Raw genomic sequence first — 10,915 nt, 5'->3', positions numbered from 1 at the left:
GCCCGTCTACCCGGAGAGGTGGAAGTTGCCGGAGGTGCCGTAGATGGCCAGCGACATCAACAGCGTCACCGTGACCACCGCGACCAGCGAGGCGCGCACCGCATTGCCGACCGCGACGCCGACCCCGACCGGGCCGCCCGCGGCGAAATATCCGTAGTAGGTGTGAATCATCATGACCGCCAAAGCCATCAGGATCGCCTGCGCGAAAGACCACAGGATGTCGCTGGGGATGAGGAACGTGGAGAAATAGTGGTCGTAGACGCCGGCCGACTGGCCGTAGATGACGACCGTGGCGAAGCGCGCCGCGAAGAACGAGGCGATCACCGCCAGCGCGTACAGCGGCACGATCGCGATCATCCCGGCCAGCACCCTGGTACCGACCAGATACGGCACCGGGCGGATCGCCATCACCTCGAGCGCGTCGATCTCCTCCGAGACCCGCATCGCGCCCAGCTGCGCGGTGGAACCGGCGCCGATGGTGGCCGCCAGGCCGATACCGGAGATCACCGGTGCGGCGATGCGCACGTTCAGGAAGGCCGAGAAGAAGCCGGTCAGCGCCTCGACACCGATATTGCCCAGCGAGCTGTAGCCCTGCACGGCGATGGTGCCGCCGGAGAACAGCGTCAGGAAGCCGACGATCACCACCGTGCCGCCGATCACCGCCAGCGCGCCGGTGCCCATGGAGATCTCGGCGATCAGCCGGATGGTCTCGGTGCGGTAGTGCACCAGCGCCCGCGGAATGGAGGCCAGCGCTCGGGCGTAGAACACCGCGTGCTTGCCGACCACATCCAGCGAATCGGAGAACCGGCGGACCCGCCGCACCATCTTGGGGAAACGGGAAGCGATCACGAAGGACATCGCGTCACCGCACCGAGAACTTGATGCCGACCGCGGTGACCACCACGTTCACCACGAACAGGGCCATGAAGGCGAAGACGACGGTCTGATTCACCGCATCACCGACACTCTTGGGACCGCCTTTGACGTTCAGGCCGAGGTAACAGGCCACCAACCCGGCGATCAGCCCGAACAGCCCGGCCTTCACCTCGGAGATGATCAGCTCGGGCAGATTGGTCAGCAGGGTGATGCCGTTGACGAAGGCGCCCGGATTCACGTCCTGCAGATGCACCGAGAAAAGAAATCCGCCGACGATGCCGATGGTGCACACCAGGCCGTTGAGCATGAGTGCGACGAACATCGAGGCGAGCACGCGCGGCACGACCAGCCGCTGCACCGGGTCGATGCCCAGTACCCGCATGGCGTCGATCTCCTCGCGGATGGTTCGCGCGCCGAGATCGGCGCAGATGGCCGTGGCGCCGGCGCCTGCCACGATGAGCACCGTGACGATCGGGCCGACCTGGGTCACCGCCCCGAAGGCGGCGCCCGCGCCGGAGAGGTCGGCGGCGCCGATCTCTCGCAGCAGGATGTTCAGCGTGAAGCTCACCAGAACGGTGAACGGGATCGCGACCAGCAGGGTCGGCACGATGGAGACGCGCGCGATGAACCAGGACTGATCGATGAACTCACGCGCTTGGAAGGGCCTGCGGAAACTCGCTCGGGCGACATCGGCGCAGAGTTCGAAGAACCCTCCGACGGCGCGGAGCGGAACGGCAAGGACCTCGTTCATCCGCGATCCTCCTAGCTCACTCAGCACTTACGGCGAACGACACGACCGATCGCCGTGGCCGCTTCGCCGTCATGATTAGAACACGTTCACATCTGAATTGTGAGTTTTCGCTCACATTTGACCTGCAATTTGTCGAATTTCAGTCCGCAAAATTTGGAACACGTGTCAGCACCGTGTACTCCATGTTTCGTAGATCGACTGTGAGCCCGAGCACACTGCGCGGACACACATGTCTACCAAGAGGCGGACCGGTGATCAACAATTGGACACATGATCAGTTAGGCCGTGTCGCCGGTCGTTTCGCCACGGCGGAACCGAACCCCGGCCCCGCCGGTCCGATGCGGCGCCCGAGCCGCTAACCCAGATCCTTCAGCGACGACGCCGAGAAGCTGCGATCAGCGGGGCGCCCGGCGAAGTACTCGCCCAGGGTGGAGGCCAATTCCGTTGTGCCCCAGGCATCTCCGGCGGCATCGAAACGCTGCTCGACCACCGGGGCCGCCATCAGCGCGACCATCGGCCCATAGACCACGAACAGTTGCCCGTTCACCGGCTCCGCCGCGGGCGAGGCCAGGTAGGCGACCAGGTTCGCCACATGATCGGGCGACAGCGGATCGACAGCGCCCTCGGGCGCGTCGCTGAACACCGCCGCGGTCATCGCGGTCCTGGCCCGCGGGGCGATCGCGTTGGCTCGCACGCCGTAGCGCGCGAGCACCCGCGAGGCCGACAGGGTCAACGCGGTGATGCCCGCCTTGGCCGCGCCGTAGTTCGCCTGACCTTCCGGCCCGAGCAGTCCCGCCTCGGAGGAGGTATTGATCAGCCTGCCGTAGACCGGGGCTCCGGCCTGCTTGGATTTGTTCCGCCAATACGCGGCGGCATTGCGGGTCAGCAGGAAATGGCCGCGCAGATGCACCGCGATCACCGCGTCGAATTCCTCGTCGGACATGTTGAACAACATCCGGTCACGGGTGATGCCCGCATTGTTGACCACGATGTCCACGCCGCCGAAGGATTGCTCGGCGGTCTCGATCAGCGCGTCGGCGGTGGCACGCTCGGCGATGCTGCCTGCGACGAATTCCGCCTTGGCGCCGCAGCCCCTGATCTCGGCAAGGGTCTCGGCGACCGCCTCGTTCTCGGACAGGTCGTTGATCACCACCGAGGCGCCCGCGCGGGCCAGCGCCAGCGCCTCTGCCTTGCCGAGTCCCGCACCCGCACCGGTCACCAGGGCCACCCGGCCCGCCAAGCTCAGATTCGTTTCGCTCACCGGGCCGACTCTAGAACGTGTTCCTACCGGTGACAAGCATCGGTTACAGCAGCTTCAGCGCGGCTTTCGGGCACTGCGCCACCGCATCCTCGACCGCGGCGCGGCGATCGGCGGGCACTTCCTCGGCAAGGATGTGCAGCTGGTCGTCGTCGTCGAGTTCGAACACGTCGGGGGCGAATCCGACGCAGATTCCGTTGGCCTCGCACTGGTCGAGATCGACGCTGACCTTCATGAGAACTCCTTTACACCCGACTCGGACGCCAGACTACAAGCCGATGTGGACACACGCGCCCGCATCGACGGGATTCACCGGCAATACTGGAACATGTTTCAGTCGATATGCAATCATCGGGGCACCGTCGGTATCGCCCAGAACACCCGCTGCCACCCGCCGTCACGACACGAGGTCTCGCCATGCGCATCGCGTACACGCCGCAGCAAGAGGAGCTCCGCGCCCAGCTGCGCGACTACTTCGCCCGGCTGCTCACCCCCGAGCGGCGCGCGGCGCTGAGCTCCACCACCGGCGAGTACGGCGAAGGCGATGTGTACCGGGAGGTCGTGCGCGACATGGGTCGGGACGGCTGGCTCGCGCTGGGCTGGCCGAAGGAGTTCGGCGGCCAGGACCGGCCCACCATGGACCAACTGATCTTCACCGACGAGGCGGCCATCGCAGGCGCGCCGGTGCCGTTCCTGACCATCAATTCGGTCGCGCCGACGATCATGCACTACGGCAGCGAAGAGCAGAAGAAATTCTTCCTGCCCAAGATCGCCGCAGGGGAACTGCACTTCTCGATCGGCTACTCCGAGCCGGGCGCGGGCACCGATCTGGCCTCGCTGCGGACCACCGCGGTGCGCGACGGCGACGACTACGTGATCAACGGCCAGAAGATGTGGACCAGCCTCGTCGCCTACGCCGACTACATCTGGCTGGCGGTACGCACCGATCCGAATGCCAAGAAGCACAAGGGCATCAGCATGCTCATCGTGCCCGCCGACGCCGAGGGCTTCTCCTGGACCCCGGTGCACACCATGGCCGGCCCCGACACCAGTGCCACCTACTACCAGGATGTGCGGGTACCGGTCAGCTCACGGGTGGGCCCGGAGAACGGTGGCTGGGCGCTGGTCACCAACCAGCTCAACCACGAGCGCGTGGCGCTCACCTCCGCCGGCTCGCTGATGACCGGACTGGCGCAGACCCTGCGGTGGGCGCGCGAGACCACGACCGCCGACGGCTCCCGGGTGATCGACCAGGAATGGGTGCGGGTGAAGCTGGCCGAGGTGCACGCCAAGGTCGAGTACCTCAAGCTGCTGAACTGGGAGATCGCCAGCCGCGCCGACGCGGGCGGTGACGCCGCGCCGCGCCCGTGGGACGCCTCCACCTGCAAGGTGTACGGCACCGAACTGGCCACCGAGGCCTACCGGCTGCTGATGGAGGTGCTCGGCCCGCAGGCCTACCTGCGCCAGGACTCGGCGGGCGCGCAATTGCGCGGCAGGCTCGAACGCCTGCACCGCGCCGCGCTCATCCTGACCTTCGGCGGCGGCACCAACGAGGTGCAGCGCGACATCATCGCCATGACCGCCCTGCGCCAGCCCGCCTCGGCCCGCTGAGTCGGACCCACGCGGAACCGGAAAGGTAGACGACACCATGGATTTCACCCCCACCGAGGGCCAGCTCGATCTCGCCGCACTGACCGGCGAGGTGTGCGCCAAGCTGGTGACCGCCGACCGGCTGCGCGAACTCGACACCACGGCGAGCCGGACAGGCGCCGGGCGCTTCGACGAACCGCTGTGGGCCGCGCTCGCCGAGACCGGCGTCCTGTCCGCGGCCCTGCCCGAGGACGTCGGCGGCAACGGGCTCGGCGCGCTCGAGCAGTGCGCGGTACTGCGCGAACTCGGCAAAGTGGTGGCCGCGGTGCCCTACCTGTGGTCGGTGGTCGTCGGCGCGGGCACGCTGGCGCGCTTCGGTTCCGAACAGCAGCGCGAGTGGGCGCGCCGCGCGGGCACCGGCTCCGCCGTCCTCAGCGCCGCGCTGATCGAGGAATTCAACTACCGCCCCGAGGCGCCCGCCACCGTCGCGGCCGAGACACCGGACGGCTGGCGGCTGACCGGCGCCAAGATCACCGTCCCCTACGCCGAGCGCGCCGCGCGTCTGCTCGTCTCCGCCCAGGTGGCAGGCTCCCCCGCCGTGTTCCTGGTCGATCCGGCGGCCGAAGGCGTGCGGATCACCGCCCAGCAGGTCGTCGACCTCGGCGCCGAGTCCATCGTCGAATTCTCCGAGGCCCCCGCCGAGCTGGTCGGTTCGGCGGAGGCCGCCGAGAACGGCGCGACCGTCCTGGACTGGCTGCTGACCCGCGCCTGGTTCGGCCTGAGCGCCCAACAGCTCGGCACCCTGGAGCGCGCGCTGGATCTGGTCGCGGGCTACGCCAGGGAACGCGAGCAGTTCGGCAAGGCCATCGGCAGCTTCCAGGCCGTCGCCCAGCGCTTGGCCGACGCCTACATCGACGTCCAGGGCCTGCGCCTGGCCGTCACCCAGGCCGCGTGGCGGCTGGCGGAGGATCTGCCCGCCGCCGAGGCCGTGCACACCGCCAAGTTCTGGGCCGCCGACGCAGGCCATCGCGTCGCCCACACCGTCGTGCACATCCACGGCGGCGTCGGCATCGACCGCGACCACATCGTGCACAACTACTTCACCGCCGCCAAGCACAACGAATTCGCCCTCGGCGGAGCCACCGACCACCTGCGCGCCCTCGGCGCGCTCTTGGCCGACCCGGCCTGAACCGGCCGACTCCGGCCCGGTTCACCGACGCCGGTCCGAGCGGTACCGCCGATCCGCCGACTCGTGCGAGCGGCGGCGACGGCAGACAGCGGCCGCAGTCGATCAGTGCCGCGAGAAGTCCACTTGCGCGGCGGGATTCGCCACCGCCGTGGTCACACCCGCGCCGAACGGCCCGTCCTCGTCGAACAGGGTGGCATTGCCCACGGCGATCCCGTCGGCGCTGAAATGGTTCTCGGCCTGCACGCCGATCGCGCCGCCTCGTGGCAGCCTGCTCAGGACCAGGGTGAGGTCGCCGTTGATGAAGCCGACGCCCCGCTCGCCCCAGTTGGTCAGCATGCTGGTGGACTCGCCGACGGTGGCGACCGTGGCGAGCACGTTCGGCTCCTCGCCGAGAATCACCGGGAACGGCCGCTGCCAGGTGCGCTTGCGCTGATCGTTCTGATGCCCGCCGAGGCGGCGCGACCACCCGGCGTCGTCCTCGCCGCTGTTCCACAGGTACGACACCGGGCCGCCGCGCATCTCGGCGGGTGGCGGTGCGGGCGTCTCCCCCCGCGTCCAGACCTCGCCCGGCGGCTGTTCGGAGGGCCGGAGGAACACCGCGGTGGCCCGGGCCACCGCGCGGCCCTCCTGGAGCAGCTGGGCGTCGGCGACGGCGATACGGCCACCGCGACGGACCTCCACGGTGGCGACCTCGAGCGGCTTGCGCAGCGTCGCGCGGAACAGGTCGACGGTGAGCCGCGCCGGGACGAAACCTTCCGGCCGGTGCGCGGAATCGAGCTCACCACCGAGCAGGCCGCAGATCGCCGGCCCGTTGACCATGTCCGGCGACCACGCGCCGACGGCGGCAGGCAGCGGCTCGAACCCCCGGTCGGTGCGCTCGAAGAACGCGCGCGGAATACTCATCTCACTCCTGTCCGCCGCCGGGCGCGAAAAAGCCGCCGCGTCGTGACGCGGCGGCCCCTCGACCCTTTCGGCCTACTGCTGTGCCGGTTACTTGGCGCCCACTTCCGCGTGCACGTCGGCCGGACGCGCCTCGGTCTGCTCCTTGGCCCAGCGGTAATCCGGCTTGCCCGCGGGCGAGCGCTTGATCTCGTCGACGAACCACAGGCTACGCGGATGCTTGTAGGAGGCGATCTCCCGGGTGAGCACGGGACGCAGATCCTCGATGGTCGGGCGGTTCTCGCCTCGGCACTGCACCACCGCGCAGACCCGCTGGCCCCAGCGCTCGTCCGCGACGCCGACGACCAGCGCGTCGAAGATGTCCGGATGCGCCTTGAGCGCGCCCTCGACCTCCTCGGGGAAGATCTTCTCGCCGCCGGAGTTGATGCTCACCGAACCGCGCCCGAGCATGGTGACGGTGCCGTCCTCCTCCACGCGCGCGAAGTCGCCCGGGATGGAGTAGCGGACCCCGTGGAATTCCTTGAACGTCGCCGCGGTCTTGGCCTCGTCCTTGTAGTAGCCGAGCGGGATGTGCCCCTTGCGCGCCAGCACGCCGATCTGCCCGGAGCCGGGGACCACCGGGTTGCCCTGCTCGTCGAGCACCTCGGTGGAGGCGTCGATCTTCACCCGCGGCCCGCCGTTGTTCTCGGCGCCCTTGGCGACCATGCTCATGCCGGCGAAGCCGGTCTCCGAGGAGCCGATCGAGTCGGTGACGACTCGGTTGGGCAGCAGATCCAGGTACTGCTCCTTGATGCTCGGCGAGAACAGCGCCGCGCTGCTGGCGATCGCGTACAGGCTCGACGGCTCGTAGGGCTTGCCGGTCTCCGGATTGCCCTCCAGCAGCGCGTCCAGCATCGGCCGCCCCATGGCGTCGCCGGTGATGAACAGAACGTTCACCCCGTGCCGTTCGATGGCCTGCCACACCCCGTGCCCGCTGAACTCCGGCAGCATGACGACCTTGCCGCCGCCGAACAGGCTCTGGAAGGTCGCCCACTGCGAACCGCCGTGGATCATCGGCGGGATCGGGTAACGGGTCAGCGAGCCGTTGGTCTGCCCCTCCTTGGCCAGATCCCACTCGTCGCCCACGACGGCGCCGGTCATGAAGTTGATGCCGCCGCCGAGCACGCGCCAGACGTCCTCCTGCCGCCACATGACGCCTTTGGGCATGCCGGTGGTGCCGCCGGTGTAGAGCATGTAGAGGTCGTCGGGCGAGCGTTCGCCGAAGTCCCGCTCGCCGGAGGACTGCGCCAGCGCCGCTTCGTATTCGACCGAATCGGCTGCGGTCGGGATGGTTCCGGTCGTATCGTCGTCGACGACGATGACCGCGCCGAGCTTCGGCGTCCTGGCCCGCACCGCGGCCACCTTGTCGCTGTAGCGCCGCTCGTGGATCAGCGCCACCATGTCCGAATTGTCGAAGATGTACTGCAACTCGTTCTCGACGTAGCGGTAGTTGACGTTGATCATCACCGCGCGCGCCTTGAACACCGCGACCATGGCCTCGGCGGCCTCGATGGTGTTGCGCGAGTAGATACCCACCTTGTCACCCGGCTTCACGCCGTGTTCGAGCAGGTAATGGGCCAGTTTGTTGGCCCGCTCCTCCAGCTGTGCGTAAGTCACCTCACGGGCGTCGTCGACCAGAGCGACGCGATCGGGCATGAGGTCGATGGCATGTTCGACGAGGTCCGCTATGTTGTAGCTCACACCCCCCAAAATAGAACGTGTTACTGTTTCTGACAAGACTCGAGAAGTCAGGAGAACAGAAGTCATGGCCTCAGCAGCGGTCTCCGGGCAAGCGGTGCCGGAAGAAGCGACTCCCCACTGCCTCGTCGAGAAGCGCGGTCACGTCCTGATCGTCACGATGAACCGGCCCGAGGCACGCAATGCGCTGTCGACCGAAATGATGGCGATCATGCGCGATGCCTGGGATCAGGTGGATGCCGATCCGGACATTCGCGTGGCGATCCTGACCGGCGCGGGCGGCGCGTTCTGCGCGGGCATGGACCTCAAGGCGATGAACACCCGCCCGCCGGGCGATTCGTTCAAGGGCGGCGGCTGGGATCTCACCCGCTTCGACGCGCTGCTCAAGGGCCGCAGGCTCACCAAGCCGCTCATCGCGGCGGTCGAGGGCCCGGCCATCGCGGGCGGCACCGAGATCTTGCAGGGCACCGATATCCGGGTGGCCGGCGAGAGCGCGAAATTCGGGGTGTCCGAGGCGCGCTGGGGCCTGTTCCCGCTCGGCGGGTCCGCGGTGCGCCTGGTCCGGCAGATCCCGTACACCATCGCCGCGGAGATCCTGCTCACCGGCCGCCATCTCGCCGCGGCCGAGGCCAAGGAGATCGGCCTGATCGGCCATGTGGTCCCGGACGGCACCGCGCTGGACAAGGCGCTGGAGCTGGCCGACCAGATCGCGGCCAACGGCCCGCTCGCGGTCCAGGCCATCCTGCGCACCATCCGGGACACCGAGGGCCTGCACGAGGAGGAGGCCTTCAAGATCGAGGCCGAGTTCGGCGCCGCGGTCTTCGCCTCCGCCGACGCCAAGGAGGGCCCCCGGGCTTTCGCCGAAAAGCGCAAGGCCACTTTCACCGGGCACTGAGGTCGGCATACCGAGGGTCGGAGACGCCGAGATCCGGACGCCGACGATCCGGGGACGGACGCCGAGAACCCGGGCGCCGGCCTCGGACGCCCGGACCTTCGGCGCCGACCGGCGGGGTCACTCCGCGCCGGGGTAATCCATCCAGAACGGCTCCCACTGGTGGCCGTCGGGGTCGAGGAAGGTGCGCCCGTGCATGCCGACCTCGGCCTCCTGGGCGCGCTTGTCCTCGTTGATCTCCTCGGTCCCGCCCGCCGCCAATGCCGCCTCGGTCAGCGCGTCGACCTCCGCCGCGCTGCCGAGCGACAGGGCGTAGGCCGCACCGGTCGCCGCGGTGGTCTCGGCAACCGGGCGGCGGGTGAAGGTCTGGAAGTACTCCCTGGTCAACAACATCAGACAGATGTTGTCGTCGACCACGATGCAGGCGGCGTTGTCGTCGGTGAAATCCTCGTTCAGCTTCCAGCCCAATCCCTGGTAGAAATCCTTGGAACGGGTCAGATCGCCGACCGGGAGATTGACGAAGATCATCTTGCTGCTCATGGCGTTTTCCTCTCGCACACGGTGTCGGTTTCATCAGTGCAGACGGAGACCCACGGGCGGATTCATCGGTCGCCACGAAGCGATTTCGTACCCTGTTTCCTGTCGGTGGGCTGTGGCATCGTGATCGCCATGACCGATACGTCAGGCTCGACCACCGCCACGGCCGACGCGAGCGTGCTCGCCTCGTTCGAATCCCACCGGCGGGAACTGTGCGCCTACGCGTACCGCATGCTCGGCTCCTCCTTCGAGGCCGAGGACGCGGTGCAGGAGACCTTCACCCGGGCATGGAAGTCCTACGGCTCCTTCCAGGGCCGCGCCAGCCTGCGGTCCTGGCTCTACAAGATCACGACCAACGTCTGCCTGGACATGCTCGACGGACCCCAGCGCCGCGCCAGGCCGATGGATCTGTCCGGGCCGTCCCGGCCGGATTCGCCGCTCCCCGCCCCGCAACCGGACTACGTCTGGGTGGAGCCGATCCCCAACGCGCTGGCTTTCGGCGCCGACCCGGCCGAGCACGCCACCGCCAAGGACTCGTTGCGGCTGGCGTTCGTGGCGGCCTGTCAGCACCTGCCCGCCACCCAGCGCGCCATTCTGATCATGCGCGAGGTACTGCGCTTCTCGGCGAACGAGACCGCCGAGGCGCTGATGCTGTCCCCCGCCTCGGTCAACAGCGCTTTGCAACGAGCGCGCGCCACCATGGCGAAGGTGCGGCCGGCCGACAACGACGAGTACGACGAAACCGACGACCAGCAGCGAAAGCTCATCGATGATTTCGTCACCGCGTTCGAGGCCTACGACATGGACGCGCTGACGGCACTGTTGAAAGCCGATGTGGCGCTGTCCATGCCGCCGATCGAGCTATGGATCAGCGGGCCGGAGAATGTCGCCGCGTTCATGCGCGGCACCGGCAGCGCCTGCGAGGGTTCGCGGATGATCCGGCTCGACGGGGCCAACGGGCTGCCCGCCTTCGGTCATTACAAGCCGACCGAGACGCCGGGAGTCTTCGCCCCGTGGTCGATCACGGTGCTCGAACTGTCCAGCGGCTCGATCAGCGGGCTGAACTTCTTCCTCGACACCGAACGGCTGTTCCCGCTGTTCGGCCTGCCGATGGAACTGCGCGAGGAAGCTGCGGCCGAGCAGGCCGAAGACGTCGCCGAGCAGGCGGCGTACTAGCTCGCCGAC

11 protein-coding genes are annotated in these 10,915 nt (G+C 68.2%); 4 read left to right on the top strand and 7 right to left on the bottom strand.

The window, feature by feature from the left end; all coding sequences use genetic code 11:
* Nucleotides 1–6 precede the first annotated feature (6 nt).
* The 4 genes from NS3_RS12900 to NS3_RS12885 form a co-directional block, all read right to left on the bottom strand.
* Nucleotides 7–858: an MlaE family ABC transporter permease gene (locus NS3_RS12900; RefSeq protein WP_067858714.1), complete on the bottom strand. Its 852-nt coding sequence runs from the start codon at nt 856–858 to the stop codon at nt 7–9.
* 4 nt (nt 859–862) lie between these two features.
* Entirely contained in the window at nt 863–1,627 is a 765-nt protein-coding gene (locus tag NS3_RS12895) for an MlaE family ABC transporter permease (protein WP_067858711.1), read from the bottom strand.
* Nucleotides 1,628–1,982: 355 nt separating this feature from the next.
* On the bottom strand, nt 1,983–2,888 hold the full coding sequence (locus NS3_RS12890) for a 3-oxoacyl-ACP reductase (protein WP_067858709.1): 906 nt from the start codon (nt 2,886–2,888) through the stop codon (nt 1,983–1,985).
* 43 nt (nt 2,889–2,931) lie between these two features.
* The gene (locus tag NS3_RS12885; RefSeq protein ID WP_067858706.1) at nt 2,932–3,120 is read right to left on the bottom strand and encodes a ferredoxin; all 189 of its coding nucleotides are present in this window, start codon (nt 3,118–3,120) and stop codon (nt 2,932–2,934) included.
* A gap of 182 nt (nt 3,121–3,302) precedes the next feature.
* Between NS3_RS12885 and NS3_RS12880 the strand changes: the two genes are divergently transcribed.
* Nucleotides 3,303–4,496, top strand: a complete 1,194-nt coding sequence (locus NS3_RS12880; RefSeq protein ID WP_067858703.1) for an acyl-CoA dehydrogenase family protein — start codon at nt 3,303–3,305, stop codon at nt 4,494–4,496.
* A gap of 37 nt (nt 4,497–4,533) precedes the next feature.
* Nucleotides 4,534–5,664: an acyl-CoA dehydrogenase family protein gene (locus NS3_RS12875; protein WP_067858700.1), complete on the top strand. Its 1,131-nt coding sequence runs from the start codon at nt 4,534–4,536 to the stop codon at nt 5,662–5,664.
* Between the two features lie 102 nt (nt 5,665–5,766).
* On the opposite strand, the gene NS3_RS12870 is transcribed toward NS3_RS12875, so the two are convergent.
* Nucleotides 5,767–6,567, bottom strand: coding sequence for an acyl-CoA thioesterase domain-containing protein (locus NS3_RS12870; RefSeq protein WP_157101299.1), 801 nt, complete (start codon nt 6,565–6,567; stop codon nt 5,767–5,769).
* A gap of 87 nt (nt 6,568–6,654) precedes the next feature.
* A complete protein-coding gene (locus tag NS3_RS12865; RefSeq protein WP_067858697.1) occupies nt 6,655–8,304 on the bottom strand; it encodes an acyl-CoA synthetase in 1,650 nt (549 codons plus the stop codon).
* 64 nt (nt 8,305–8,368) lie between these two features.
* Between NS3_RS12865 and NS3_RS12860 the strand changes: the two genes are divergently transcribed.
* Nucleotides 8,369–9,196 (top strand): crotonase/enoyl-CoA hydratase family protein, encoded by an 828-nt coding sequence (locus tag NS3_RS12860; protein WP_067858694.1) that lies wholly within the window; start codon nt 8,369–8,371, stop codon nt 9,194–9,196.
* Between the two features lie 117 nt (nt 9,197–9,313).
* Here the strand turns inward: NS3_RS12860 and NS3_RS12855 are convergent, their stop codons facing one another.
* Nucleotides 9,314–9,733 carry a VOC family protein gene (locus NS3_RS12855; protein WP_067858691.1) on the bottom strand — a complete coding sequence of 140 codons (420 nt, stop codon included), beginning with the start codon at nt 9,731–9,733 and terminating at the stop codon, nt 9,314–9,316.
* Between the two features lie 129 nt (nt 9,734–9,862).
* Between NS3_RS12855 and NS3_RS12850 the strand changes: the two genes are divergently transcribed.
* Nucleotides 9,863–10,906 carry a sigma-70 family RNA polymerase sigma factor gene (locus tag NS3_RS12850; protein ID WP_067858904.1) on the top strand — a complete coding sequence of 348 codons (1,044 nt, stop codon included), beginning with the start codon at nt 9,863–9,865 and terminating at the stop codon, nt 10,904–10,906.
* The last annotated feature ends 9 nt before the right edge of the window (nt 10,907–10,915 follow it).

Origin of the sequence: Nocardia shimofusensis NBRC 100134 (genome assembly GCF_001613125.1) — a bacterium.
Classification (GTDB): domain Bacteria; phylum Actinomycetota; class Actinomycetes; order Mycobacteriales; family Mycobacteriaceae; genus Nocardia; species Nocardia shimofusensis.
The sequence above is the reverse complement of the archived record's forward strand: the minus strand, read 5'-3'. Positions and strand labels throughout refer to the sequence as shown.

Bases quoted from the DNA above. Each gene is read 5' to 3' on its own strand.
- NS3_RS12900 (WP_067858714.1), bottom strand. From the start codon at position 858: ATGTCCTTCGTGATCGCTTCCCGTTTCCCCAAGATGGTGCGGCGGGTC.
- NS3_RS12885 (WP_067858706.1), bottom strand. From the start codon at position 3,120: ATGAAGGTCAGCGTCGATCTCGACCAGTGCGAGGCCAACGGAATCTGC.
- NS3_RS12860 (WP_067858694.1), top strand. From the start codon at position 8,369: ATGGCCTCAGCAGCGGTCTCCGGGCAAGCGGTGCCGGAAGAAGCGACT.
- NS3_RS12875 (WP_067858700.1), top strand. From the start codon at position 4,534: ATGGATTTCACCCCCACCGAGGGCCAGCTCGATCTCGCCGCACTGACC.
- NS3_RS12870 (WP_157101299.1), bottom strand. From the start codon at position 6,567: ATGAGTATTCCGCGCGCGTTCTTCGAGCGCACCGACCGGGGGTTCGAG.
- NS3_RS12855 (WP_067858691.1), bottom strand. From the start codon at position 9,733: ATGAGCAGCAAGATGATCTTCGTCAATCTCCCGGTCGGCGATCTGACC.
- NS3_RS12895 (WP_067858711.1), bottom strand. From the start codon at position 1,627: ATGAACGAGGTCCTTGCCGTTCCGCTCCGCGCCGTCGGAGGGTTCTTC.
- NS3_RS12880 (WP_067858703.1), top strand. From the start codon at position 3,303: ATGCGCATCGCGTACACGCCGCAGCAAGAGGAGCTCCGCGCCCAGCTG.
- NS3_RS12850 (WP_067858904.1), top strand. From the start codon at position 9,863: ATGACCGATACGTCAGGCTCGACCACCGCCACGGCCGACGCGAGCGTG.